This is a genomic window from Rhizobium sp. BT-226 (assembly GCF_025847085.2).
GTDB classification, from domain to species: Bacteria; Pseudomonadota; Alphaproteobacteria; order Rhizobiales; family Rhizobiaceae; genus Rhizobium; species Rhizobium sophorae.
Window position 1 is genome coordinate 1203535 of record NZ_JAOYTI010000002.1, and the last position, 23875, is coordinate 1227409.

Here is a 23875-nt window from a genome sequence, read left to right on the forward strand (position 1 = left end):
CGGTGATGGGCAAGAGAAAATTCGACAACGACCAGATTACGGGCATTCTGAAGGAGCACCAAGCCGGAGTGACGGTGGCAGATGTTTGCCACAGGTACGGTATCAGCGAGCCGACCTTCTATCGGTGGCAATCCTTGCAGTTCGGAAATGTCGGTCTCCATGCCAAAAGATTGAGAGCACTGGAGGAAGAGAACCAGAAGCTCAAAAAGCTTTTGGCCGAATCCATGCTCTCGGCGGCAACACTGAGCGAGATGCTGGCGAAGACATCGAAAGGGCGAAACTAACCTCAACAGAGGGCTTTGTTGGGCACCTTCTGGCCCCGCATATCGGGCGCGCGGCATCATATTTTGACGAGGGAGCCTCCCCAAATGGGGCAAAGGGATACGGCTCGAAAGTACAAGCTCCATCACAACGTGGCCGCCTTGGGATGCGTATGCATCAAGCCACATCGTCAAGGTCGACGTCCAGCGCGCGGGCGATCGACCTGAGTGCGTCCAGGGAGCCCTCCTTCTTTCCGGTCTCGATTTCGGAAAGATAAGGCTGGGAGAGCCCGGACTTTTCAGCCAGCTCCTTGATACTCATGCCGCGGTGCTTACGGAACACCCGGACAGGATCTTCGCCAGCGATCAGTGCTTTGACGACGTCTTCAGGCCAGGTCTCTTCGCCAGCGTCGATACGCGCCTTTGCGGCGCGCGCCTCGCTGATGTCGACAAGGTCCTGATAGTCGTCTTCGGAAAGCAGCACGTACCCCTTTCCGTCGATGGTCAGTTTCTGGATTTCACCCATGGTGGTTCCTATTCGTTATAGATGTCGCCGCGTGGGCCGGCCTTGATGACGAGGACCTGCATGGTCTGATCGTCGATGATGACACGGTCCTGCCCGACACGAATTCGAAAAAAATCGCTGCCTTGCAGCTTCTTGAGGTCGACCGTCTCGCCGTTGGCGAAGGCTTCGACCCTGGCGACGATCGCCGCGGCGCGCTTCGGCTGCATCTTGCGGAGTGCCTTCGTGGCGGCCTTGCTGTAGGCGATCTTTTTCATCGGTAAATATAGCTGATAGCGAATTATTTCGCAACAATAACATTGCCAACGGCGATACTTGCGAAATTCTGCAGGTTCTTTCGATCGGATGCCCGCACGCATCGATGATGCGGATATAAAAAATACAATGAAACACGATTGATAGCAGTGGTGCCCAGGACCGGAATCGAACCAGTGACACGCGGATTTTCAATCCGCTGCTCTACCAACTGAGCTACCTGGGCTAACCTGCTTCCGATGGTCCCTTTCAGAAAAGGAACCGCGGGGCCTTGGTTCACCCCGGAAGCGAGCGGGGTTATAGCATCTTGTTCGGCCATGGCAAGCGTCAAATGACTCTTTTTTGACGGTCTTGCCGGCTTTGCGGATTCATGAGGAAAAATAAGAGCTTCGCAGACGAAATTCTCTAGTTTTCTTCATCGGGATAATCAGCCTTCGTCTCGTCGTCGGCAACCGGAATGGCATAGGCGCCGGTCAGCCAGCGGGAGAGATCGGCCTCGCGGCAGCGGTTGGAGCAGAAGGGGTAATGTTCGCGGTTCGAAGGTTTGCCGCATTCGGGGCAAGGGCGCGTCTTGCGCAGCGGTTCGACCTTGGCGGCCGGTTTCTTGTCTTCAGGCATATCGGTCCGTCCTAAAGCATGTCGCGCAAAAGTATCCAACGGTTTTGCGACACCGACATGCGTAAAAACAAAGCCTTAAAGCGCGACGCGCGGATCTGAAAGATCGTGACGCGCTTCAAGCATCGGCCGTCGGGCTCAGCCCTCGGGCCACCGGCTATGCACATCGAAGCCTTCGCCGGTCAAAAGCAGAATGGTTTCATAAAGCGGCAGGCCGACGACATTGGTGTAGGAGCCCACCATCTTCTGCACGAAGGTGCCGGCGAGGCCCTGGATGCCGTAGGCGCCTGCCTTGCCGCGCCACTGGCCGGAAGCCAGGTAGTTCTCGATCTCGAAGCCGGAGAGACGCTTGAAGCGTACCTTGGTCTCGACGATCTTCTGACGGACCTTGCGATCCGGGGTCACCAGGCAAACGCCGGTGTAGACCATGTGGTTGCGTCCCGAGAGGAGATGCAACGAATTCAACGCCTCGTCGGCGAACTCAGCCTTGCCGAGGATGCGCCGGCCGACGGCGACCACCGTATCGGCAGACAGGATATAGCTGCCCTTCCAGGTGATATCGCCCTTGATGGCGGCAAGGGCGGCTTCAGCCTTCTCAGCCGAAAGCCTGCGGGCGAGCGAACGCGGATGCTCCGACTTCTTCGGCGCCTCGTCGATATCCATCGGCATCAGGCGCGAAGGCTCGATGCCGGCCTGGTTGAGCAGGTCGACGCGCCGGGGCGAACCCGAGGCCAGAATGAGCTTGTATTTCAGCGTCATAGAACCTCGACCATCGGCAGACGGGAGAAAAACCCTTACAGGGCCTTGGGCAAGCTTACTTGAAACGGTAGGTGATGCGGCCCTTGGTCAGATCGTAGGGCGTCATTTCCACCAGCACCTTATCGCCGGCGAGAACGCGGATGCGGTTCTTGCGCATGCGGCCTGCCGTATGGGCGATGATCTCGTGTTCGTTTTCGAGCTTCACGCGGAACGTCGCATTCGGCAGAAGTTCGGTGACGATTCCCGGGAATTCGAGGACTTCTTCTTTAGGCATATAAGTGTTTTCTTCCTGTGGGTTGAATAGGCAGCGCAGGGCGCGCCTTCAAAATTTGGGCGGAAACTACACAATCAACGATGGTTTGTGAACCTTGTTGATCAGGCTTTCCTTTATTTGTTTTCATGCCGATTGCGCGGCGATGCCATTTCGTTTGAGTAGCCGGCTTTCGATGAGGCCGGCCAGGTGTTCGCGAACCTCGCGGTAGCTCTCCAGAATCTGCTCGCGCGTTCCGCTGATAACAGTCGGATCCATGGTCGGCCAATAGACGACATCGACCGCACTCGACCGGGTCAGCTCGAGCGCCGCGTGGTGGGCCTGCGGCGAAAGCGTGATGATCAGATCGAAATAATCGTCCTCGAGTTCTTCCAGCGTCTGCGGCTGGCGGCGCCCGAGGGAAAGCCCGATTTCCTCGAGCACGGCATCCACGAAGGGATCGCGCTCGCCGGCGCGAACGCCGGCCGATCGTATATAGGTATTGGCCGGCAGAATGCTACGGGCGATCGCTTCGGCTATCGGCGAGCGGATGGCGTTCATCCCGCACATGAAGAGGATGGCGCCCGGCCGCTTTCCCTCCTCGATGTCGGCGGCGAGATCCATTGCCGTCATCCGCGCCAGTAGAGCACGCAGACCAGCGTGAAAAGGCGCCGGGCGGTGTCGAAATCGATTTCTATCTTGCCGGCCAGCCTGTCCTTCAGCGTCTGCGAACCTTCATTGTGGATGCCGCGCCGGCCCATGTCGATCGCCTCGATGCGGCTTGGCGTCGACGAACGGATTGCTTCGTAATAGCTCTCGCAGATCATGAAGTAATCCTTGACGATCCGCCGGAAGGGCGTGAGCGACAGGATATGGGTGGCGACGCTCCCGCCCTCTTCGGTGGTGATGGCGAAAACCAGCTTCGAATCGACCAGCGAAATGTTCAGCCGGTAAGGTCCGCCGGCATGGCCGAGCGGCTCGAACCTGTTCTCCTCGATCAGATCGAAGATGGCGACGGCGCGCTCATGCTCGACATCGGGCGTCGAACGGCCGATCGTATCGTCAAGGACGACGTCGCAAAGCCGGAAATCGCCCTTCGCCATGCCCTCACCTTTCGAGGTTGAGGCGGATCGCGACCGATCGCGCATGGGCATCGAGGCCTTCGGAGACCGCCAGCGCGATCGCCGCCGGGCCGAGGGTGCGCAGTTGCTGCGGCCCAAGGCGCAGGATCGAGGTGCGCTTGACGAAATCGAGAACCGAAAGGCCGGAGGAGAAGCGCGCCGAACGCGCCGTCGGCAGCACATGGTTCGAACCGCCGACATAATCGCCGATCACCTCGGGCGTATGGGCGCCGATGAAGATCGCGCCGGCATTGCGGATGCCGTCGAGCAGCCGGTCCGGATCGACGACTGCGAGCTCCAGATGCTCGGCAGCGATACGGTTTGCCAGCGGAATGGCCTGTTTCAGATCGGCAACGAGGATGACCGCGCCGAAATCGCGCCAGCTTGCTGCCGCCGTCTCGGCGCGGTTCAGCGTCTTCAGCTGGCGTTCGACCGCCTGCTCCACTGCCTTGCCGAATGCGGCGTCATCGGTGATGAGGATCGCCTGGGAACTGACGTCGTGCTCGGCCTGGGCCAAGAGGTCGGCGGCGATCCAATCCGGATTGTTGTCCTTGTCTGCAATAACAAGCACTTCGGAGGGGCCGGCGATCATATCGATGCCGACGGTGCCGAAGACATGGCGCTTGGCGGCGGCGACATAGGCATTGCCGGGGCCGGTGATCTTGGCGACCGGTGCGATGGTCTCGGTGCCATAGGCAAGAGCCGCGATTGCCTGGGCGCCGCCGACACGATAAATCTCGGTGACACCGACAAGCTTGGCGGCGGCGAGCACCGCCGGATTGACGGCGCCGCCGGTGGCGGGAACGGCGATGACGATACGATCGACCCCGGCGACCTTGGCCGGCACGGCATTCATCAGCACCGAGCTCGGATAACTCGCCGTGCCGCCCGGAACATAGAGCCCGACCGCCTCGATCGCCGTCCAGCGCGAGCCGAGGCCGACGCCCATGTCGTCCTCGTAGATATCGTCCTTCGGCAGCTGCCGGCGATGATGGGATTCGATGCGCAGTGCCGCGAGCTTCAGCGCCCCCAGCACTTCCGAAGGAACCGCCTCGACGGCGGCGTCGATCTCTTCAGCTGTGACGCGCATCGGGACGGTGGCGTAATCGATGCCGTCGAATTTCAGCGAATATTCGGCAAGCGCCACATCGCCGCGGGCTCTGATATCATCGATGATGGCGCGGACGACGACGTTCACATCCTCGGAGACTTCGCGCTTCGTCGTCAGGAAGGCGGCAAAATGCTGCTCGAAACCTTCCGATGCCTGATCCAGCCAGATTGCCAAGGCCGATATTCCTTCTCAACTCGAAACTGCGATGTTCAAACTTTAGGGCGTCATGTCAGCGGTGGCGAGGCTTGGAGGAAGCCTCCCAGGCGCCGCCGATATCGGCCAGCTGGACCTCGATGCATTCGACATCGAGCGCAATCGAGGCCGTGCCCGACAGCGACAGCTCGACCGTGCCATCCGGCCCCTCGCCCTTCTTCTCGAAGCGCAGCGCCAGCAGCGACAGCACCTCGTCGCGTTTCCCGCGATCGATGCCGAGCGAGCGGACGGCAAGCACGCGTTTGAAGACCAGGGCAGCACGGCGACGTTCGAAACCCTTGCGTTTGCGCTCGGCACCTTCCCAGACGAAACGATTGGCGGCAAGCGCGAACTGCGCGTCGCGCGGCGACCAGTCGATGTCGCCGACCTTGAAGACGCTGTCCTGCATATGCGCGGAAACGACCGCAAGGTCCTCGTCATCGAGCGCAATAAGCTTCAGGTCGGTCATTCAGCCTCATCCCCAGCTGGCACCGCCGGAATGGCGATGCGTCAAAAGGGAAATAAGATGCTGCGGCGGATTACGCAACCGGGATAAGGGCGCGTTTACTCGCTGATGCGCTCGACGATGGCGCCGCAGCGGGTCAGTTTCTCCTCGAGCCGCTCGAAACCTCGGTCGAGGTGATAGACGCGCGACACCGTGGTTTCGCCCTCGGCGGCAAGGCCGGCAATGACGAGCGAAACCGAGGCGCGCAGATCGGTCGCCATGACGGGTGCGCCGCGCAGGCGTTGGACACCCTCGATCTTCGCCGTCTGGCCGGACAGCGAGATCCTGGCGCCGAGGCGGGCAAGCTCCTGCACATGCATGAAACGGTTTTCGAAAATGGTCTCGGTGACATGCGAGACGCCGGAAGAACGGGTCATCAGCGCCATGAACTGCGCCTGCAGATCGGTCGGGAAGCCCGGGAAGGGATCGGTGACGATATCGACCGGCCTGATGCCGGCGCCATTGCGCTTGATGCGCATGCCATTGTTGGTCGAGGAGATTTCCGCGCCGGCGCGGCGCAGCGTTTCCACCGCGGTTTCGAGCAGCGCCATGTCGGTATTCTCCAGCACGACGTCGCCGCCGGCCATGGCGACGGCCATGGCATAGGTGCCGGTCTCGATGCGATCCGGCAACACGCGGTGGCGGGCGCCGGAGAGCGAGATGACGCCTTCAATGGTGAGGGTCGCAGTGCCGGCGCCCGATATCTTGGCGCCCATGGCGTTCAGGCAGTTGGCCAGATCGACGACCTCGGGCTCGCGGGCGGCATTGCCGATCACCGTCGTGCCGCGGGCAAGGGTTGCCGCCATCATCATCACATGGGTGGCGCCGACCGAGACCTTCGGGAAGGTGTAGCGTGCGCCGATCAGGCCGCCGGCAGGCGCCTTGGCGTTGATATAACCGGCATCGATTTCCATGGTGGCGCCGAGCGCCGTCAGGCCCTCGATGAAGAGATCGACCGGGCGCGTGCCGATGGCACAGCCGCCCGGCAGCGATACGCGGCAATGGCCTTCGCGCGCCAAGAGCGGGCCGATGACCCAGAAGGAGGCGCGCATCTTCGAGACCAGTTCATAGGATGCGGTCGTATCGACGATGGTGCGGCAAGTGAAATGGATCGTGCGGGCGTAGGAATCTTCCTGGCGCTCGCGGCGGCCGTTGACGGCGACGTCGACGCCGTGATTGCCGAGGATGCGCATCAGCAGCTCGACGTCGGCCAGATGCGGCACGTTTTCGAGCGTCAGCGTATCGCTGGTCAGAAGCGAGGCGATCATCAGCGGCAGTGCGGCATTCTTGGCGCCGGAAATCGGAATGATGCCATTCAGCTCATTACCGCCGACGATTCTGATACGATCCATGTGCGCTTACGGGCAGCGCCCGCCTTTCCTGAAAGTTCTGCCTTGGAATAAGGAGTGAGGTGTTTAGGGGATTTATCGACAGGCTTCAATTCGCGACGGACGGAACATTACGATTCGTCCAATTTTGCGGCGGGCAGCCCATTTGTTTCGTCGGCCTGGCCGGAACGGCGGGCGCGGACCTGCTGTTTGCGTCGCCCCAGATTTTCCCTGAGCTTTTCGGCGGCACGCTCGCGGCGCAGTTTTGCCTGCGCTTCGATCGCCTCTTTGCGGCTCTGCTGGCCAGCTTCGGTCTTTTCGTTCATGGAAAAGGATTAGCCGAATTCGCGCCGATCCAAAAGGCCCTTGCATGCCAATCCACGCGAAGTTGGAATTTGCTGCTTGCGCTTGCCCTCAAGCTGTGGCAATAGCCGCCCCGTTCCCGCGATTGAGCCACCCGGCTTGCGCGATCTGGTCCTGCTGCCGTAGCTCAGTGGTAGAGCACACCCTTGGTAAGGGTGAGGTCGGTGGTTCAATCCCACTCGGCAGCACCAGTTTTCCTCCACGCAAACACGCCCACTGCTCGAACTTTCGGGCGCTAGCGGAATGCTTCGATATACTTTTTGATTATCTCGATCGCAGGTGAGAGCCATGGCGTCGAGCCTACCTTCGCCGCTATGTCAAAATATGAGATGGCTGCGTTTAAAACGATCGCCGCTGTTGCCACTCCGAAAGCTTTTTTCATGTGGCCGGCGGCAGTTTTCGCGGAGCCCTCCAATATATCGCTACAATAGCGGGCAACGGAAAGCGCTATTCCTTCGATCACCGATATCAAAGCGTAAACTGCTTTTTTGGAGGTTCTTCGAGGCTCATGAACGAGTCCGAGCAAAAACTCGAGCGACTTAGGTACGTTGGTGTCAACATCATTGGTCTGCCAGGATAGTTCGGTAGCGAGATTGTTAACTGTGTCGGTAAGACGAGGAACGTCACTGTCATCAACGGAGATTTCAGTGGCATTCGCTGAGAATTTATTCCACTCCTCGAATTGGGAAACGTACATGTGCGTCTTCAAGCACTGGGTTCGCAAAGCGCCGAAAAGATGGGCAGACAATTCGCCGGCTCTGTCGAACGATTCTGCCATCTGCAGGCACTCGATGTTCATCAATCCGAGTTTGATTACGTTCTCGCCGGAAGATGTTAGCGCTGAAAGGGTTCGAAAAATCTCTATCAGCCGATAATCTGCATTCGATTTAACCAACGTCTCATCAAGACGATGCGCATCGTTGATAACAACCTCAAGTGCCGCTGCTGCATTGGCTCGGTCAGGAGAAGAAACCGTTCCAGAACTAGGGATAATAGTGAGCCTTCCATCGACAAAGTCGAACAGAAGAGCGCCCGGGTGATGTTTTGTTTCACCATGCGACCTGCCGCCACCTTCAACGGTTGAGGTGTGCAGCGCTCGCTTCTTTTTATTGAGGAGGTTATCACAACGGGCTAGGAACTCGCTGGGATCGATCGGGCGGAAGATATAGTCATTGATTCCGAGGTCGAGTGCACGGATCACAATATCGTCGGCGCCTCGCTCGGTAATCAGCATGATTGGCACAAACCGCGTGCGCTCCAGCGAACGGAATCGAGAGCAGAGGCGAAGCGGATCGTAGTCGTCGAAATTGGCGTTGACGATAACCAGATCAAACCAGTTTTCGGCCGCTTCGAAAAGGGCTGCCTGCGGATCGGAGATCGCTGCCACATCCGCAACGGGCTTCAATGTTTTGATGATCTGTCCCTGCGAGTTGGCCCGTGCATCCACGAGGAGAACGCTTGCAGGGTTCGTGGCGTTTCGCACAACATGGGATCTGGTTTGAGTTTCGGCTAGCCGCAGCAGGCTTTTCACGCGGGAGATCAGCTGGAGATCGTTGACCGGTTTCGTCAGAAAGTCGTCCGCGCCGGCTTTCAGGCCGCGGACGCGGTCGGCGGGCTGATCGAGAGCGGTTATGAAGATGACCGGGATATGCGCCGTCTTTCCTTTGGCCTTTAACCGCTCGCACACCTCGAAGCCATCGAGGCCGGGCATCATGACATCGAGCAGAATGAGATCGACTTGGGTTCGCTCGCAGATCGCTAGTGCCTCATTACCATCGGCGGCAGTCAGTACTTGGAAATATTCTGCGAGAAGGCGCGCTTCTAACAGCTTCACATTCGCCAATATATCGTCAACCACCAATATGCGCGCGGTCATTCCCCGGCCCTCGACCCTGTTATCAAAACAACTTATGGGTCCCGTCGGATGCATTGACAAGAAGGCTATTCGCCCTCACCCAATCTTATGGCGATGGTGCCTTCCGCCCGTGCTCACAAGCGATCCGCAACAGGGCATCGCCATCGGTCCCTACCTCTTCCGAAACACGTCATCATCTGCTGCTTCTCATCAAAGCCGTCCATCATATCCCCTCATCGGTCGACGCGAGGCCGCTCGCAGCGGCATCAGCGACGATCCGCCCATTGCTGACGGTGAAAATCACGCTAGAATATTAACTATCGCAAAATCTCCCCGGAGGAACTGGGAGATGCTGCACTTCGTTTCTGTCGACAAATCGTGGAGGAGCATCGATGGCAACTGAAAGATGGAACAGTCCGGTCAATGTCGGTTTCGAAGGTGCCGATGCGCGAACGGTCAATGGTCCGTTCGATGCGCTGAAGTGCCTGGCGGATCTCTGGCCGAGTGTGCGCGGGCTTCGTTATATCAAGGCCCGCAGCGCCTGCCGGGCGGCGCTCGATGGGCGCAAGAGCGTGGAAGAAGCAAGAGCCGAGTTCCTGGCGGCCGCCGAAGAGGCGAAGCTGAAGCTGCATTAGCACTTCCGCAAGGAATTTCGGGCGATTTTCGCCTTCTGGGCGCGCAAGCGTGCCGGAACGGGACAATGCTTTAATTTTGGTTTGACCCTGCAACAAGTGCGTGCCGGGTTTTGGCGCAAAGGGCGTTGCGCCTGGTACAGGTGCTCAATAGAAGACTACCAGCCATCATGATGATGGTTAGAGGCTCGTCACCTCTGCGGGAACGCAGGCGAGCCTCGTCCGAGCAGGACCGCCTTTTTCAGCAATCAGCGCCGCTCTCATTCTCGATCTCGACATAACCGACACCGATGATCGTGCCATCTGCCGCGCGGATGAAGGAGGGAAGATAGTGAGGCTCTACCGGCTGGCAGGCGAGGGCCCCCGTATATTCGTTGAGGGCGATCTGGTCCTTCGGCAAAGCGGAATAATTCGTGCCGGTTTCCAGCGAGGCATGGGCGGAGCCGGCAAAGACACCGCCTGTTATCACGGTCATTGCAGAGATGCGAAGAAGCGACTGCATGAGGTTCTCCAGCGTTTAGGTCCGCCTTTCAACCCGCGGGAGGGCGTTTTGGTTCCCTTCATGCGACATGACGGCGCTGGCCGGCTAGCGTCGCAGCAGGCGACTGTGCACATAGCCTCGGCCGACGATGCTCTCGGTGATCTCGACCGCCCGCTCGACATCACCCCGCCGGCGCACGAAGCCTTCGAGGGTGACATAGGAGCCCGATATGCTGACGGTGATTTCGCCGGCTTCGATATCGGCGGCCGCATGAAGGGCGCTCTCTACCGAGGCGCGCGTCGCGGCATCGCTGTGGCCCTGCCGGCCGGGCTCGCCATGCCCCGTGAATGCTGGAAAGCCGAGCACCGTGAACGTTTCCTGATGTTGGTTGATGTCTGTTAACGCCGCAGTGACGCATTTCGTTGCGTCCCCCGGAAAAGAAGAGCTTGCTCGACAGCGATACCTGCGCGGTGGCATGGCTACCCTTGGCGAAAGGCGCCGCCGCTTCCATATCTGGCTGCAGTCGAAAGAGGGATGATGACGATGAAAGCGCTTCTGTCCGCCTTGTTTGCCGGGGCTTTGCTTGCCGGCTGTTCCTCGGCCGATAGCCCGGCGCTGGAACCCATTCCCGGCAGCATTACCTATGGCGGCCAGCCGCGAACGAAGCTCAGCAAGTCGCCAGTCGGCAGCGCCGTCTATCACCAGTTCTACAACGGGACGGGACAGCGCGTGGAGGAAACCTATATCCTTCAGCCCGACCGCAGCCTGAAGCTGGTGCGGCGCGAGATCGGTCCGGATTTCCCCGACTGAGATGTTGCCAGCGCGCCAGATCGCTTGACAGCGGCGGCAATCGCGAACATTCAAGGAACATCTAATCTTTCCCCAGTGATTCTGCGGGAGCCCGACCGGACGGCTGGATGTATCTCGAAAAGCTCAATCCGCAGCAGCGCATGGCCGTCGAGCACGGCACGCTCATCGACGGCAGCCATATTGCCGGGCCGCTGCTGGTCATTGCCGGCGCCGGCTCCGGCAAGACGAATACCTTGGCGCATCGCGTCGCCCATCTCATCGTCAAAGGCGCCGACCCCCGCCGCATCCTTTTGATGACCTTCTCGCGTCGGGCCGCCGCCGAGATGGCGCGACGCGTCGAGCGCATCTGCCGCGATGTGCTTGGTTCGAATGCCGGCGTGATGGCGGACGCGCTGTCCTGGTCCGGCACCTTCCACGGCATCGGCGCGCGGCTGCTGCGGGATTATGCGGAGCAGATCGGCCTCGATCCGGATTTCACCATCCACGACCGCGAAGACAGCGCCGATCTGATGAACCTGATCCGGCACGACCTCGGCTTCTCGAAGACGGAAAGCCGTTTTCCCACAAAGGGCACCTGCCTTGCCATCTATTCCAGGGCGGTGAATTCGGAAACCGCGCTCGACCTCGTGCTGCGCGACGTCTTTCCCTGGTGCGCGACGTGGGAGAAACAGCTGCGCGAACTATTCGCCAGCTATGTCGAGGCCAAGCAGAGCCAGAACGTGCTCGATTACGACGATCTACTGCTCTACTGGGCGCAGATGGTCGGCGAAGCGATGATTGCCGAGGATATCGGCAGCCGTTTCGACCATGTGCTGGTCGACGAATATCAAGACACCAACCGGCTGCAGGCCTCGATCCTGCTAGCGCTGAAGCCCCAAGGCCAGGGGCTGACCGTCGTCGGCGACGATGCGCAGTCGATCTATTCCTTCCGCGCTGCGACGGTGCGCAACATCCTCGATTTTCCCGCCGCCTTCAGCCCGGCCGCCAATATCGTCACGCTCGACCGTAACTACCGCTCGACGCAGCCGATCCTCGCTGCCGCCAACGCCGTCATCGATCTTGCCTCGGAGCGCTTCACCAAGAACCTCTGGACCAAGCGGCAATCGTCCGAGCGGCCGCGCCTCGTCACGGTGCGCGACGAGGCCGAGCAGGCGCGCTACATCACCGACATGGTTCTCGACAATCGCGAGGAAGGCCTCACGCTCAAGCAGCAGGCCGTGCTCTTCCGCGCCTCGCATCACAGCGGGCCGCTGGAAGTCGAGCTGACCCGGCGCAACATCCCCTTCGTCAAATTCGGCGGGCTGAAGTTTCTCGACAGCGCGCATGTGAAGGACATGCTGGCCGCCCTTCGCTTCGCGCAAAACCCCCGCGACCGGGTGGCGGGCTTCCGGCTGATGCAGATCCTGCCGGGCGTCGGGCCGTCGACGGCGCAAAAGGCGCTCGACCTGATGGCCGAGGATGCCAGCCCGATTACTGCTCTTGGCGCCATGCCGGCGCCACCGCGCTCCGGCGAGGACTGGACAACGTTCGTTTCGATGCTGCAGGAGCTGAAGACCGGCAAGGCCGGCTGGCCGGCAGAGATCGGCCTGGCACGGGAATGGTACGCACCGCATCTGGAACGGCTGCACGAGGATGCCGCGACGCGACAGGCCGACTTGTTGCAGCTCGAGCAGATCGCTAGCGGTTATGCCTCACGCGAGCGCTTTCTTACCGAGCTCACCCTCGATCCGCCGGATGCGACCAGCGACCAGGCGGGCGTACCGCTTCTCGACGAAGACTATCTCATCCTGTCCACCATCCATTCCGCCAAGGGCCAGGAATGGACGAGGGTCTTCATGCTGAATGTCGTCGACGGATGCATACCGAGCGACCTCGCCGTCGGCACCACCGCCGAAATCGAAGAGGAACGCCGGCTGCTCTATGTCGCCATGACGCGCGCTCGGGATGGTCTCGACCTCGTCGTTCCGCAACGCTTCTTCACCTATGGGCAGAACTCGCAGGGCGACCGGCACGTCTATGCCTCACGCAGCCGCTTCATTCCGGCAACGCTGCTGCAGTTCTTCGAAGCCTGCAGCTGGCCGCAGGTGAAATCTGGCAGCGCCGCCCAGCAGCAGGCGCGGCAGGTGCGCATCGATGTCGGCGCCCGCATGCGCGGCATGTGGCGATAACTGGATAGACTTCAGAGCGAAAGCGGCGGTTCGGCCGGTTTCAGGAAATGCTCGATCCTTGCTGACTCCACAGCCTCGACTGATGCAGGCGACCATTTCGGATTGCGGTCCTTGTCGATGACGGCGGCGCGAATACCCTCGAAGAAATCGGGATTATCAAGCATCTGCAGGCAGGCGCCGAGTTCCCGGCCGAGGCATTCGGCAAGCGAGGCGCTATGGCGTCCGGCCCTGAACAGTCGCAAAGCGAGCTTCAGGCTGGTCGGCGAACGCGTCAGCAGCACCCGGCGCGTCTCAGCGGCGAAATCGCCCTCCTCCCCGGCAAGTGCTGCCAGGATCTCCTCGACGCTGTCGAAACGAAAGGCGCGATCGATCGTCGCCGCGTTCTGCCTGAGTCGGCTTTCTCCCTGAGGTTCCGAAAGCTCCTGCAAGACGGCATCGACATCGCCGGATGAACTTCCGCGCGGCAGGCCGGAGAGAGCATCGATCGCTTCGCCGAGCCTCGACGACGCGATCTGAAGGTCGGCAAGCCCAGCGTGGATTGCATCGGCCGCGCCAATATCAAGCCCTGTCAGGCCGAGCCATGTTCCGGCTTCACCGGGTGCGCGTGGCAGCAGCCAGGTGGCGCCGACATCCGGGACATAGCCGATGCCGGTTTCGGGCATGGCCAGCCGGGTGCGCTCGGAGACGACGCGGTGGCGGCCGTGCGACGACAGGCCGACGCCGCCGCCCATGGTGATGCCGTCCATCAGCGCGACATAGGGTTTGGGGTAGGCGGCGATCATATGGTTGAGGCGGAATTCCTCGCGCCAGAAGCTTGCCGCCAGTCCATCGCCGGCGCGGGCGCTCTCATGCAGGGCGCGGATATCGCCGCCGGCGCAGAAGCCGCGTTCGCCCTCCCCCGTCATCACGACGCTTGTCACCTCGGGATCACCGGCAAAAGTGTGAAGGGCCGCAGTGATCGCCCGGATCATCGGCAGCGTCAGGCTGTTCAGCGCCCGCGGCCGGTTGAGGCGGATGATAGCAACAGTCCCCAGCCGCTCAATGATGACTTCGCCGTCTTGCATGGTTCACCTCATCTGTTGAGACCATGAATAGACGACGACGTAGCTTCGCTCCAGTCGATTTAAGACCGGTCGGAGATTGGGTTCAGGCAGACAGCGAATTACGGGCGGAGGCTGAGGCCTCGCACCGGGCGGCGTAATCGATGGCAAGTTCCAGCGGCAGCGGCCGCGAGAAATGATAGCCCTGCGCCAGACGAACGCCCATCGCCTTCAATCCCTCGGCGATCTCTTCGCTTTCGACGCCTTCGGCGACGGAGGCAATGCCGAGATTCTGGCAGAGATTGGCGACCGAGCGGGTGATGTTCATGCAGCGGGCGTCGCGATCGAAATTCATCACGAAGGATTTGTCGATCTTCAGCTTGTCAAAGCCGAGACGATGAATATGGCTGAGGCTCGAATAGCCGGTGCCGAAATCGTCAAGCGCGATCGAGATGCCGGCAGCGCGCAGCATTGATATCACCTGATCGGCGGTGTCGAAATCGGAGAGCAATGCGGTCTCGGTAATCTCGAACTCGATGCGCTTCGGATCGATGCCGGAGCGGGTGATCATGGCAAGCAGCGCCATCGAGGTCTCGTGGTCGCAAATATCGCGCGCCGAGAGATTGAAAGACAGGCTCAGATGCCGTGGAATGATCGCCAGCGCTTCGAGCGCCTTGGCGAAGAGGATGCGGGTCATGCGGCCGATAACCGCCGTGCGCTCGGCAGCGGGAATGAAGGCTTCGGGACTGATGCGGCCGAAGCGGGCGCTGTCCCAGCGGGCGAGCGCCTCGTAAGCGACGACGCGGCCGCTCCTCAAGTCGACGATCGGCTGATAATCGAGTTTCAATTCCTTGGCGAAATCATTCGCCTGCAGTTCGAGTTCGATCAGGTGGCGCTGCGTCAGGATCTTCTCGTGCTCGGCTGAAAAGAATTCGACGCCGCTGCTGCGCTTGCTCTTGACCTGGTAAAGAGCGAAGTCCGCTTTCTCGTAGAGATCTTCGGCGGTGTATGTGCCGATATCGGGATAGACGATGCCGCAGGAGCCGAAGACGCGGACCGAGCCGTCGGGGATTTCGAAAGGGTCGCGGACGGCAGCACAGAGCGCCTGGCCGAGATCGGCGATCGCCTGCCGCGTCATCGAACAGGGGAAGATGATCCCGAACTCATCGCCGCCGAGACGGGAGACGATGCCCTCTTCGCCGACCAGCGCGACGAAGCGGCGGGCCGTCTCCTTGAGCACGAGATCGCCGGCGGCATGGCCGAAGACGTCGTTGACCGGCTTGAAACCATCGAGATCGAGAATGCCGAGGACGGGCGGCGAAGAGGGATTCTTCTGCAGCCGTTTTTCCAGCGAGAGAAAGAAGCTGCGGCGGTTGGCAAGGCCGGTCAGTTGATCATGCAGCGCGTTGCGGCTGTTGACGAGGTTGAGCTCCTCGGCTTCCGCCTGCTTTTGCTTCAATTCCTCGGTCAATTGCACGAGACCGACGAAATTCTGGAAATAGCTGTTGATCACCCTGAGGAAAGGCAGGATCAGGAAGAGGCCGCTGATGGCCGTCGCCACGAAAACGGGATTGCCCGAGAACAAGAAGGTCGCGACCATGGCGCAGAAGGTGATGACCGTGGTCAGCGCCGCCGCCATCGGCAGGTGCATCAGGCAAAAGATGCAAGAAATCCCAGTCACCACGAGGAAATAGGCGATCTGACCCTGCTGGGAAGCATCGCCATATTGGTAAAGCGCGATCGCCCAGCTACCGAAGGCGACGGCCAGGATGCCAGCCCCCGATATCGTCACCTTCATCAACCTGTAGGCACGCTCGGCGGTGACGTTTTCCTTGCCGCGGATCTCCCACCAGCAGAGACGAAAGACACAGACGACGCTCAAGACCACGGGAATGTAGAGCGAGAGCCAAAGGGGCGCGGATTTGAGATGGGTGATCGCCACCGCAAGGGCGTTGATGATCAAGAGGACATAGAGAATGGGGATCTGCGACGACAGGGCTCGGAACTGCGCCGTCAGAAGTGTCGGGTTGTCTTTTTGCAGCTGCAATGAGGCCAGAAAGTTCTTCATCTTCTCCTTTCCGTCAGCCAGAGCCCGCCAGAGAAAGTTTGATTTTTCCTTATTCAAGTCGTGTCATGCAGGAACCGGCAGGTCGGTCGCTCAGAACGACGCGGCGGCGAGTGCCCGGTGGATGCTGTGCAGGTCGTCGACGTTCTTGTTCGACAGGAACAGTTCCCAATCGAGCGAGCTCTGGACGATGGTTTCCAGCGAATCGTATCTGGGCTTCCAGTCGAGCACCTGCCTTGCGAGCGAAGCGTCCGCGACGACGCTTGCCGAATCGCCGGCGCGGCGCGGCGCCATGTGGATCTTGAAGGAATGGCCGTGCAGGCGGGTGACCATGTTCAGCACGTCGAGCACGGAATAACCGCTGCCATAACCGCAATTGGCAACCAGCGAGCCCTTGTCCCTGCGCAGGTGCTGCAGCGCTTTCAGATGTGCATCCGTGAGATCGCTGACATGGATGTAGTCGCGCACGCCGGTGCCGTCGTGGGTGGGATAGTCGATGCCGTAGACATGGACGCTGTCGCGCCTGCCGAGCGCTGCCTCGCAGGCGACCTTGATGAGGTGCGTGGCGCCTGAGGTCGACTGGCCGGCGCGGTGGTGCGGGTCGGCGCCGGCGACGTTGAAATAGCGAAGCGCGACATAGTTGAAATCATAAGCGGCGGCGGCATCGCGCAGCATGAATTCGGTCATCAGCTTCGACTGGCCGTAAGGATTTTCCGGATTGAGGGGGGCCGTCTCCTTCACCGGCAGGTCGGTCTTTTGCTGGCCGTAGACGGCCGCCGTCGAAGAGAAGACGAAGTTGCGGATACCGGCCTTGACCGAAGCGCTCAGCAGCGCCCGGGTTTTGCCGGAATTGTTGTCGTAATAAGAGAGCGGATCGGCGACCGAGACCGGGACGACGGCGGAGCCGGCGAAATGGATGATCGCCTCGATGTCGTTTTCGATGAAGACCTTTTTCAATATGTCCGGATCGGCAACGTCGCCGAGATAGAAACGCGCCGCCGGCGCCACGGCCCAGCGAAAGCCTGTGGAGAGGCGGTCGAGCACGACCACATCCTCGCCCGCATCGAGCAGCGCCCAAACCATGTGACTGCCGATATATCCGGCCCCGCCCGTCACCAAAACCGCCATGTCCCGCATCCCTGCTTTCGTTTTTTAGAAGCAGGGGCATCAGGCGCCGGTTTTTCTTTCCAATTTTCTTATCGAACGGCCGTTGGAAGGCCTTTGAACGGGTATGTTTGGAGTCGTGGTTAGAGGCCGATTTCGGGCTTTGCTAGAGTTTTATCGATCCGGCGATTCCGGCACAAAATCGTCCCGTTAGAGCTTGAGGATATAGTCGCAGAGACGCTCGGCCGCGATCGCCACCTGCGTGGGATCACGCAGGAAACAGGCGCGCAGGAAAAGTTCGCCGCCCGGTCCGAAAGCGGTGCCGGGAGCAAGGCCGACGCCTGTCTTGTCGACGATGTCGAGCGCTGCCTTGCGGCTGTCGGCGACGCCGTCGATCTTCAGGAAGGCATAGATCGCGCCATCCGGCTTCAGCGTCTCGACGCGGTTGGTGGCAATCAGCGCATCGCAGAGAATATCGCGGGAGCGGGCCGCCTTGGCGATATTGGCAGCGATGAAATCGTCGCCCTTGTCCAGGGCAGCGACGGCGCCCTTCTGCGTGAACTGGGCGACGCCCGACGTCGAATATTGGATAAGGTTTTCGAGCACCTGGCCCATCTCAGGGGGTGCGACGATCCAGCCGACGCGCCAGCCCGTCATCGACCAGTTTTTCGAGAAGGAATTGACGAAGATGATCTTGTCGTCGGGCTCCATCACATCGAGGAAGGAGGCCGCGCGACCGCCTGGAAAATAGTAGAGGGCGTAGATCTCATCCGCCATGATCCAGAGGTCATGCTTGCGGGCCAGCGCCAGGATATCGGCGAGATCCTTCTTCGTTGCTGTCCAGCCCGTCGGGTTCGACGGCGTGTTGATGAAGAGGCCCTTGGTCTTCTCCGTGATGGCGGCTTCGATGCGGTTGAGATCGACCGCCCATTTGCCGCCTTCGAACTGCAGTTCGACACCGACCGAACGTGCGCCTGCGATTTCGAGGGCGGCGGCGATATTCGGCCAGGCGGGGGTGAGATAGACGAATTCGTCACCTGGCGAGGTCAACGCCTGAACGCTGAGCTGGATCGCCTGCATGCCGGAACCGGTGACGTAGAAATGCTCGACCGGAAGCCGGATTCCGAAATGTCTGACGTAATAATCCGAAAGCGCCTGGCGAAGCTCGGGAATGCCGCGCTGCCAGGTGTAAAAGGTCTCGCCGGCGGCAAGCGCATCCATCGCCGCCCTGCTGATGAAATCAGGCGTCGGCAGATCGCCCTCACCCACCCAGAGCGGCAGCAGGCCTTCACGGCCACGGGCATAGTTGACGAGTTCGACGATCCCGCTTTCGGGCGCCGCCAGGGCGCGCGGGCTGAGGCTGCTGACGATCGACATGCATATCTCCGGTTTTCGCCTTCATAGCGGATTTGCGCCGGCAAATCCCATGATAACCAGTGATGGCATATCGATTTTGGTGATGATTGAGCCCGGATCAAGCCGTCGGGCGCTGGGCGAGAAGATCGCGGATTTCCGTCAGCAGTTGAACGTCTGCCGGCGGCGGGGGCAGCTCTTCCGGTGCCGCCTTTTCCTGGCGCTCGACCTGGGCACGCAGGATGTTCACGCCCTTGACCATCAGGAAGATGATCCAGGCGAGAATGAGGAAGTTGATGAGCACGGTGAGGAAACTGCCATAGGCAAAGACAGCTCCCTGGGCGCGGGCGGCGGCGAGCGACGGCGCGTTGACCGCCGACGAGAGTGGGAAGAAGTAATTCGAAAAATCGAAGCCGCCGAAAATGGCGCCGACGATCGGCATGATAAGGTCATCCACCAGAGATTTGACGATGCCACCGAAGGCGCCGCCGATGATGACGCCGACTGCAAGATCCATGACATTGCCGCGGGCGATAAAGGCCTTGAACTCATTGAGCATCGGATCCGTCTCCCTTCGATACAATTGTTTTTATTAGCTACATCTTCATTGCAATTAATCAATCGGTAATCGTAATTGTTTGGGGATACCCCGTGCGGTCTTTGACTTAAGGCCTAGACCGGCGGGAATTCTCAAAGTGCTTGAAATAACTTAAGCTGACCCATGTTGCGGGAGGTCCCGGCGGTTTTTCCGCCGGCGGAGGGTCAATGCTTCCAGGCTGGGTTATATTCGCGTCTGCCTTCGGCTATCTGCTCCTGCTTTTCGCCGTGGCAAGCTATGGCGACCGCAAGAACCGTAGCCAGGGCAAGCTCGGCCCGGGCACGCTGGAAGGCGGATGGCCCGTCGTCTATGCGCTGAGCCTTGCGATCTACTGCACCTCCTGGACCTATTTCGGCAGCGTCGGGCTTGCGGCGCAGCGCGGCTTGGAATTTGCCGGCATCTATATCGGCCCCATCCTGGTCTTCACGCTCGGCATGCCGTTGCTTCGCCGCATCATCGAGCTCGCCAAGGCGGAGAAGCTCACCTCGGTCGCCGATTTCGTCGCCGCGCGCTACGGCAAGAACCCGACGGTCGCAACGATCGTCGCACTGATCTCGCTGATCGGCGCCATTCCTTATATCGCGCTGCAGCTCAAGGCGATCTCGAGCACCGTCAGCGCCATGGTCAATCCGTCCGATTACGGCATAGGCAGCGGCAACCTCTATTTCCTCGATCTGCCGCTCGCCGCGACGCTGGTGCTTGCCTGTTTCGCCATCATGTTCGGCACGCGGCATACGGATGCGACGGAACACCAGGACGGCCTGATCCTCGCCGTCTCGATGGAATCCGTGGTCAAGCTCGTCGCCTTCCTGACGGCCGGCGTCTGCGTCATCTGGTTTCTGTTCGACGGTCCGACCGATCTCTGGCGCAAGACCCTCGACAATGAGCTGGTCATGTCGGCGCTTAGCTACCACACACCGATCAGCCGCTGGATCACCCTGATCATCTTGTCGGCCTTTGCGATCATCCTGCTGCCGCGGCAATTCCACGTGACGGTTGTCGAAAACCGGACACCGAAACAGCTGAAACTCGCGGGTTTCCTGTTTCCCAGCTATCTCATCGCCATCAATCTCTTCGTGCTGCCGGTGGCGATCGGCGGGCTCTTGACCTTCGGCGGCACCGGCAATGCCGATTTCTACATGCTGTCGCTGCCGCTTGCCGGCCAGATGCCCGTCATTTCGCTGATCATCTTCATCGGCGGTTTCTCCGCTGCAACGGCGATGGTGATCGTCGATTCCGTGGCGCTGTCGATCATGGTGTCGAACGACATCGTCATGCCGATCTTCCTCCGGCGCAAACTCGCCGGTCGCGCCAGCCTGCGCGACAATTTCGCCAAGACACTGCTCAACATCCGCCGCAGCGCCATTTTCGCCGTGCTGCTGTTCGGCTACGCCTATTACCGTTCGACCGACAGCACCGCCGGCCTTGCCTCAATCGGCCTTCTTTCCTTTGCCGCGATCGCGCAAATCGCCCCAGCGCTCTTCGGCGGGCTGATCTGGCGGCGGGCGAATGCGCGCGGCGCGATCCTCGGGCTGACCTCCGGCTTCATCATCTGGATCTACCTGCTGTTCCTGCCCTCGCTCGGCGGCCCCGACTATTCCTATGTGGCGAGCGCCGTACTCGGCTTCATCTTTCCCGGGACCACGCTGTTCACCGCGCCCGACGCCGATCCGCTGGTCAATGCGACGGCGATGAGCCTGCTCGTCAACAGCGCCTTCTTCGTCGTCGGCTCGCTCACCCGCAACGCCAAGCCGCTGGAGCGCATTCAGGCCGGCATCTTCGTCAAGCGGCATTCGCGCTCGCAATTTGCCACGCGCGGCTGGAAGACTCGCATCAGCGTCGGCGACCTCAAGGCGGCGATCTCACGTTATCTCGGCGAAGAACGCATGCAGCGTTCTTTCACGACTTACGAACAAGGCTCCGGCCGCAAGCTGGAGGACGAGCAGCCGGCCGACATGGCGCTCATCCATTTCAGCGAACAACTGCTCGGCAGCGCCATCGGCTCGTCCTCGGCCCGGCTGGTGCTGTCATTGATCCTGCAGAAGATCGAGGATGCCTCTTCCGACACCGCCTGGTTGCTCGACCAGGCGAGCGAGGCGCTGCAATATAACCAGGACATGCTGCAGACGGCGCTTTCGCAGATGGACCAGGGCATTGCCGTCTTCGACAGTTCCAACCGGCTGACGATATGGAACCGGCGCTTCCGGCAATTGCTGGATCTGCCGGAAAGTGCCGGACAGGTCGGTTTTCCCTTGTCTGATATCGTCACCACGCTCATCCAGCGCGGCGATATCGCGCCTGGCGATCTCAGCCAGACGGTGCGACATTTCCTGACGCTCGACAAACCCTTCTCGCTGGTGCTCGGCGGCGGCGAGCGGATCATCGAGGTGCGCTCCAACGCCATGCCGGACAAGGGTATCGTCGCCACGTTCACCGACATCACCCAGCGCGTGAACGCCGACCAGGCGCTGAAACAGGCGAACGAGACGCTGGAGCAGCGCGTCGCCGAACGCACGGCCGAGCTGACCCGCGTCAACCGCGAACTCGGCGAGGCGCGCGCGGCCGCCGACGAGGCGAATATCGGCAAGACACGCTTTTTCGCCGCCGCCGGCCACGACATCCTGCAGCCACTCAATGCCGCCCGGCTTTATTCCTCGGCTCTGGTCGAGCGCATGGCGCAATCCGACAACAGCCCGATCGTGCGCAACATCGATTCCGCACTGGAATCGGTCGAGACCATTCTCGGCGCGGTGCTCGATATATCCAGGCTCGATACCGGCGCCATGCGGCCGCGGCTCGCCGCCGTCGCGCTCTCCGACCTGCTCAAGCGCATCGAGACCGATTTTGCGCCGATCGCGCGGGAAAAGCAGCTTAAGCTGGTGGTCATGCCGACATCGCTGCGCGTCCGCTCCGATCCCAATCTTCTGCGCCGACTGGTGCAGAACCTCGTCTCCAACGCCATCAAATACACCATCACCGGCAAGGTGCTGGTCGGGGCGCGGCGGCGCGGCAACCAGGTGATCATCCAGGTGATCGATTCCGGCATCGGCATCCCACCGTCGAAATTCCGCACCGTGTTCAAGGAATTCGCGCGGCTGGATGAAGGTGCCAAAACCGCCTCCGGCCTCGGGCTCGGCCTATCGATCGTCGACCGCATCGCCCGCGTGCTCAACCATCCGGTCGAGCTGCAGTCGACGCATGGCAAGGGCACGCAATTCCGCATCGCCATGCCACTCGACGTCTCGCGCCCGGCCGCGGCGGCAGCAGCGGTTGCGCCCGCCGACCGTCCGGGGCAACCCCTGAGCGGGCTGAAGATCCTCTGCATCGATAACGAGCCGAAGATCCTCGAAGGCATGCGGCTCCTGATCAGCGGCTGGGGCTGCGAGGTGGAGGCGCTGGATTGCCTCGCCGGGGTAACCGCCCTCGATGGCCGGGAGGGACCGCCTGACATCGTCATCGCCGATTATCATCTCGGCGACGGCACCGGCATTGCCGCCATCCTGCATCTGCGCCGACAGTTCGGCGCCGATATCCCTGCCCTGATGATCACGGCCGACCGCACGCCGGAGGTGCGCAGCGAGGCCGAGCGATACGGTATCGCCGTTCAGCACAAGCCGGTACGCCCGGCGGCGCTGCGCGCCTATATCACCCAGATTTCCGGCCTCAAGCGCGCCGCCGCGGAGTAACTGAAAACTTAGAGCATTTCCGTTTTTCTCCGAATCACGGAGATGCTCTATCTTTTTGTTTTCACGCAATTCCGGACGCAAAACCGCTACGCACTTTTGCTGGAATTGCTCTAGTCCATCGCGCTCATGACACGCGCAACCAGATCGCGCACACGCGCTGTCGCCGGCACATCGCCGAACAGGATGCGGTACATGATCGGCGCCACGACCTGGTCCATGACGCGTTCGACATCCGGAAAAGCCTCGCCGCGAGCCTTCGCCCTCTCGGCGATGACGTCGATCTGCGCGCGGGTATATTCGCTGCATTTACAAGCATTCGCGCCCGCCTGCGCCGCCAGCACGTCGCGGATCATCTCGCGGCCCGGGCCGGAGGACATTTCCTCGGCATATTGCTCGGCCCAGGCTTGAAGATCGGCCTTGCCGCTGCCGGCATCGACCGGCTGCATATCCGGCCGCAGCCGATCGACGGCGACATCGGCGAGAAGCTCCTGCAGGTCGCCCCAGCGGCGATAGATGGTCGACGGCGTCACCCCCGCCTTGCCGGCAATCAGCGGGATCGTCACGTCGGCGCGGCTCATCTCGGCCATCAGCTCACGGACCGCCTTGTGCACCGATGCCTGAACCCGCGCGCTTCTGCCGCCCGGACGGAGATTCTCTTTCACAGTCATGCTGGCAACCCGACTTCTCTCCTCGGCACCGATGGTTCAAAATCTTTGACAGACCTATTAACGCAAATAATTTGCTTTTATAGAGCGCCTGCCTTACGTAGCTAACGCAATGGCTTAGCTTTAAGGGGCTTAT

Annotated in this window: 24 protein-coding genes, 2 tRNA genes and 1 pseudogene; 6 read left to right on the plus strand and 21 right to left on the minus strand. The window is 60.8% G+C overall.

Annotation, left to right across the window (positions count from 1 at the left end; all coding sequences use genetic code 11):
- The first annotated feature begins 5 nt into the window (after positions 1-5).
- Positions 6-284, plus strand: a complete 279-nt coding sequence (locus OIU37_RS16140) for a transposase (protein WP_164986455.1) — start codon at positions 6-8, stop codon at positions 282-284.
- A 154-nt stretch (positions 285-438) separates the two neighbouring features.
- Here the strand turns inward: OIU37_RS16140 and OIU37_RS16145 are convergent, their stop codons facing one another.
- The 12 genes from OIU37_RS16145 to OIU37_RS16200 form a co-directional block, all read right to left on the minus strand.
- Positions 439-786 (minus strand): helix-turn-helix domain-containing protein, encoded by a 348-nt coding sequence (locus OIU37_RS16145; RefSeq protein ID WP_264258047.1) that lies wholly within the window; start codon positions 784-786, stop codon positions 439-441.
- A gap of 8 nt (positions 787-794) precedes the next feature.
- On the minus strand, positions 795-1040 hold the full coding sequence (locus OIU37_RS16150; RefSeq protein WP_264258048.1) for a type II toxin-antitoxin system RelE/ParE family toxin: 246 nt from the start codon (positions 1038-1040) through the stop codon (positions 795-797).
- Between the two features lie 148 nt (positions 1041-1188).
- A tRNA-Phe gene (locus OIU37_RS16155) sits at positions 1189-1264 on the minus strand.
- 179 nt (positions 1265-1443) lie between these two features.
- Entirely contained in the window at positions 1444-1656 is a 213-nt protein-coding gene (gene yacG, locus OIU37_RS16160) for a DNA gyrase inhibitor YacG (protein WP_264258049.1), read from the minus strand.
- 135 nt (positions 1657-1791) lie between these two features.
- Positions 1792-2412 (minus strand): Maf-like protein, encoded by a 621-nt coding sequence (locus OIU37_RS16165; RefSeq protein WP_171601656.1) that lies wholly within the window; start codon positions 2410-2412, stop codon positions 1792-1794.
- A 55-nt stretch (positions 2413-2467) separates the two neighbouring features.
- On the minus strand, positions 2468-2686 hold the full coding sequence (gene infA / locus OIU37_RS16170; RefSeq protein WP_003545338.1) for a translation initiation factor IF-1: 219 nt from the start codon (positions 2684-2686) through the stop codon (positions 2468-2470).
- A gap of 123 nt (positions 2687-2809) precedes the next feature.
- Positions 2810-3295 carry a low molecular weight phosphatase family protein gene (locus tag OIU37_RS16175; RefSeq protein ID WP_264258050.1) on the minus strand — a complete coding sequence of 162 codons (486 nt, stop codon included), beginning with the start codon at positions 3293-3295 and terminating at the stop codon, positions 2810-2812.
- Positions 3292-3765 (minus strand): UPF0262 family protein, encoded by a 474-nt coding sequence (locus OIU37_RS16180; protein ID WP_264258051.1) that lies wholly within the window; start codon positions 3763-3765, stop codon positions 3292-3294. Before OIU37_RS16180 ends, OIU37_RS16175 begins: the two co-directional genes overlap by 4 nt.
- 4 nt (positions 3766-3769) lie before the next feature.
- Positions 3770-5068, minus strand: coding sequence for a histidinol dehydrogenase (hisD, locus tag OIU37_RS16185; protein ID WP_264258052.1), 1299 nt, complete (start codon positions 5066-5068; stop codon positions 3770-3772).
- Between the two features lie 55 nt (positions 5069-5123).
- A complete protein-coding gene (locus OIU37_RS16190) occupies positions 5124-5555 on the minus strand; it encodes a DUF2948 family protein (protein ID WP_171601660.1) in 432 nt (143 codons plus the stop codon).
- Between the two features lie 95 nt (positions 5556-5650).
- The gene (murA, locus tag OIU37_RS16195; RefSeq protein WP_264258053.1) at positions 5651-6943 is read right to left on the minus strand and encodes a UDP-N-acetylglucosamine 1-carboxyvinyltransferase; all 1293 of its coding nucleotides are present in this window, start codon (positions 6941-6943) and stop codon (positions 5651-5653) included.
- A gap of 107 nt (positions 6944-7050) precedes the next feature.
- Positions 7051-7245 carry a hypothetical protein gene (locus tag OIU37_RS16200; protein WP_264258054.1) on the minus strand — a complete coding sequence of 65 codons (195 nt, stop codon included), beginning with the start codon at positions 7243-7245 and terminating at the stop codon, positions 7051-7053.
- A gap of 153 nt (positions 7246-7398) precedes the next feature.
- Between OIU37_RS16200 and OIU37_RS16205 the strand changes: the two genes are divergently transcribed.
- A tRNA-Thr gene (locus OIU37_RS16205) sits at positions 7399-7473 on the plus strand.
- A 908-nt stretch (positions 7474-8381) separates the two neighbouring features.
- On the opposite strand, the pseudogene OIU37_RS16210 reads toward OIU37_RS16205, so the two are convergent.
- Positions 8382-9158: pseudogene (locus OIU37_RS16210) on the minus strand (response regulator); the annotation flags it as partial.
- Between the two features lie 371 nt (positions 9159-9529).
- On the opposite strand from OIU37_RS16210, the gene OIU37_RS16215 reads away from it, so the two are divergent.
- Positions 9530-9772: a DUF982 domain-containing protein gene (locus tag OIU37_RS16215; protein ID WP_264258055.1), complete on the plus strand. Its 243-nt coding sequence runs from the start codon at positions 9530-9532 to the stop codon at positions 9770-9772.
- Between the two features lie 238 nt (positions 9773-10010).
- On the opposite strand, the gene OIU37_RS16220 is transcribed toward OIU37_RS16215, so the two are convergent.
- Both OIU37_RS16220 and OIU37_RS16225 read right to left on the minus strand, forming a co-directional pair.
- Positions 10011-10271: a hypothetical protein gene (locus OIU37_RS16220; RefSeq protein WP_264258056.1), complete on the minus strand. Its 261-nt coding sequence runs from the start codon at positions 10269-10271 to the stop codon at positions 10011-10013.
- A gap of 84 nt (positions 10272-10355) precedes the next feature.
- A complete protein-coding gene (locus OIU37_RS16225) occupies positions 10356-10616 on the minus strand; it encodes a BON domain-containing protein (RefSeq protein ID WP_264258057.1) in 261 nt (86 codons plus the stop codon).
- A gap of 177 nt (positions 10617-10793) precedes the next feature.
- Here OIU37_RS16225 and OIU37_RS16230 point away from each other — a divergent pair, with 177 nt between their 5' ends.
- Positions 10794-11060: a hypothetical protein gene (locus tag OIU37_RS16230; RefSeq protein ID WP_168312333.1), complete on the plus strand. Its 267-nt coding sequence runs from the start codon at positions 10794-10796 to the stop codon at positions 11058-11060.
- A 107-nt stretch (positions 11061-11167) separates the two neighbouring features.
- A complete protein-coding gene (locus OIU37_RS16235) occupies positions 11168-13228 on the plus strand; it encodes an ATP-dependent helicase (RefSeq protein WP_264258058.1) in 2061 nt (686 codons plus the stop codon).
- Between the two features lie 11 nt (positions 13229-13239).
- Here the strand turns inward: OIU37_RS16235 and OIU37_RS16240 are convergent, their stop codons facing one another.
- The 5 genes from OIU37_RS16240 to mscL all read right to left on the minus strand — a co-directional run bounded on the left by OIU37_RS16240 (position 13240) and on the right by mscL (position 19349).
- Positions 13240-14292: an enoyl-CoA hydratase/isomerase family protein gene (locus OIU37_RS16240; RefSeq protein WP_264258059.1), complete on the minus strand. Its 1053-nt coding sequence runs from the start codon at positions 14290-14292 to the stop codon at positions 13240-13242.
- A gap of 82 nt (positions 14293-14374) precedes the next feature.
- On the minus strand, positions 14375-16336 hold the full coding sequence (locus tag OIU37_RS16245; RefSeq protein ID WP_264258060.1) for a bifunctional diguanylate cyclase/phosphodiesterase: 1962 nt from the start codon (positions 16334-16336) through the stop codon (positions 14375-14377).
- 90 nt (positions 16337-16426) lie between these two features.
- Entirely contained in the window at positions 16427-17461 is a 1035-nt protein-coding gene (galE, locus tag OIU37_RS16250) for a UDP-glucose 4-epimerase GalE (RefSeq protein ID WP_240601909.1), read from the minus strand.
- Positions 17462-17647: 186 nt separating this feature from the next.
- Positions 17648-18814, minus strand: coding sequence for a pyridoxal phosphate-dependent aminotransferase (locus OIU37_RS16255; protein ID WP_264258061.1), 1167 nt, complete (start codon positions 18812-18814; stop codon positions 17648-17650).
- Between the two features lie 97 nt (positions 18815-18911).
- Positions 18912-19349, minus strand: coding sequence for a large conductance mechanosensitive channel protein MscL (mscL, locus tag OIU37_RS16260; RefSeq protein ID WP_182210803.1), 438 nt, complete (start codon positions 19347-19349; stop codon positions 18912-18914).
- A 206-nt stretch (positions 19350-19555) separates the two neighbouring features.
- Between mscL and OIU37_RS16265 the strand changes: the two genes are divergently transcribed.
- On the plus strand, positions 19556-23074 hold the full coding sequence (locus OIU37_RS16265; protein ID WP_264258062.1) for a PAS domain-containing hybrid sensor histidine kinase/response regulator: 3519 nt from the start codon (positions 19556-19558) through the stop codon (positions 23072-23074).
- A gap of 110 nt (positions 23075-23184) precedes the next feature.
- Here the strand turns inward: OIU37_RS16265 and OIU37_RS16270 are convergent, their stop codons facing one another.
- Positions 23185-23742, minus strand: a complete 558-nt coding sequence (locus tag OIU37_RS16270) for a TetR/AcrR family transcriptional regulator (RefSeq protein WP_264258063.1) — start codon at positions 23740-23742, stop codon at positions 23185-23187.
- Positions 23743-23875: the final 133 nt, after the last annotated feature.

What these genes read in the sequence shown, in the direction of transcription:
- OIU37_RS16140 (WP_164986455.1), top strand. Translation starts at nt 6, where the DNA reads ATGGGCAAGAGAAAATTCGACAACGACCAGATTACGGGCATTCTGAAG.
- OIU37_RS16145 (WP_264258047.1), bottom strand. Translation starts at nt 786, where the DNA reads ATGGGTGAAATCCAGAAACTGACCATCGACGGAAAGGGGTACGTGCTG.
- OIU37_RS16150 (WP_264258048.1), bottom strand. Translation starts at nt 1,040, where the DNA reads ATGAAAAAGATCGCCTACAGCAAGGCCGCCACGAAGGCACTCCGCAAG.
- yacG (WP_264258049.1), bottom strand. Translation starts at nt 1,656, where the DNA reads ATGCCTGAAGACAAGAAACCGGCCGCCAAGGTCGAACCGCTGCGCAAG.
- OIU37_RS16165 (WP_171601656.1), bottom strand. Translation starts at nt 2,412, where the DNA reads ATGACGCTGAAATACAAGCTCATTCTGGCCTCGGGTTCGCCCCGGCGC.
- infA (WP_003545338.1), bottom strand. Translation starts at nt 2,686, where the DNA reads ATGCCTAAAGAAGAAGTCCTCGAATTCCCGGGAATCGTCACCGAACTT.
- OIU37_RS16175 (WP_264258050.1), bottom strand. Translation starts at nt 3,295, where the DNA reads ATGACGGCAATGGATCTCGCCGCCGACATCGAGGAGGGAAAGCGGCCG.
- OIU37_RS16180 (WP_264258051.1), bottom strand. Translation starts at nt 3,765, where the DNA reads ATGGCGAAGGGCGATTTCCGGCTTTGCGACGTCGTCCTTGACGATACG.
- OIU37_RS16190 (WP_171601660.1), bottom strand. Translation starts at nt 5,555, where the DNA reads ATGACCGACCTGAAGCTTATTGCGCTCGATGACGAGGACCTTGCGGTC.
- murA (WP_264258053.1), bottom strand. Translation starts at nt 6,943, where the DNA reads ATGGATCGTATCAGAATCGTCGGCGGTAATGAGCTGAATGGCATCATT.
- OIU37_RS16200 (WP_264258054.1), bottom strand. Translation starts at nt 7,245, where the DNA reads ATGAACGAAAAGACCGAAGCTGGCCAGCAGAGCCGCAAAGAGGCGATC.
- OIU37_RS16215 (WP_264258055.1), top strand. Translation starts at nt 9,530, where the DNA reads ATGGCAACTGAAAGATGGAACAGTCCGGTCAATGTCGGTTTCGAAGGT.
- OIU37_RS16220 (WP_264258056.1), bottom strand. Translation starts at nt 10,271, where the DNA reads ATGCAGTCGCTTCTTCGCATCTCTGCAATGACCGTGATAACAGGCGGT.
- OIU37_RS16230 (WP_168312333.1), top strand. Translation starts at nt 10,794, where the DNA reads ATGAAAGCGCTTCTGTCCGCCTTGTTTGCCGGGGCTTTGCTTGCCGGC.
- OIU37_RS16235 (WP_264258058.1), top strand. Translation starts at nt 11,168, where the DNA reads ATGTATCTCGAAAAGCTCAATCCGCAGCAGCGCATGGCCGTCGAGCAC.
- OIU37_RS16240 (WP_264258059.1), bottom strand. Translation starts at nt 14,292, where the DNA reads ATGCAAGACGGCGAAGTCATCATTGAGCGGCTGGGGACTGTTGCTATC.
- OIU37_RS16245 (WP_264258060.1), bottom strand. Translation starts at nt 16,336, where the DNA reads ATGAAGAACTTTCTGGCCTCATTGCAGCTGCAAAAAGACAACCCGACA.
- galE (WP_240601909.1), bottom strand. Translation starts at nt 17,461, where the DNA reads ATGGCGGTTTTGGTGACGGGCGGGGCCGGATATATCGGCAGTCACATG.
- OIU37_RS16255 (WP_264258061.1), bottom strand. Translation starts at nt 18,814, where the DNA reads ATGTCGATCGTCAGCAGCCTCAGCCCGCGCGCCCTGGCGGCGCCCGAA.
- mscL (WP_182210803.1), bottom strand. Translation starts at nt 19,349, where the DNA reads ATGCTCAATGAGTTCAAGGCCTTTATCGCCCGCGGCAATGTCATGGAT.
- OIU37_RS16265 (WP_264258062.1), top strand. Translation starts at nt 19,556, where the DNA reads ATGCTTCCAGGCTGGGTTATATTCGCGTCTGCCTTCGGCTATCTGCTC.
- OIU37_RS16270 (WP_264258063.1), bottom strand. Translation starts at nt 23,742, where the DNA reads ATGACTGTGAAAGAGAATCTCCGTCCGGGCGGCAGAAGCGCGCGGGTT.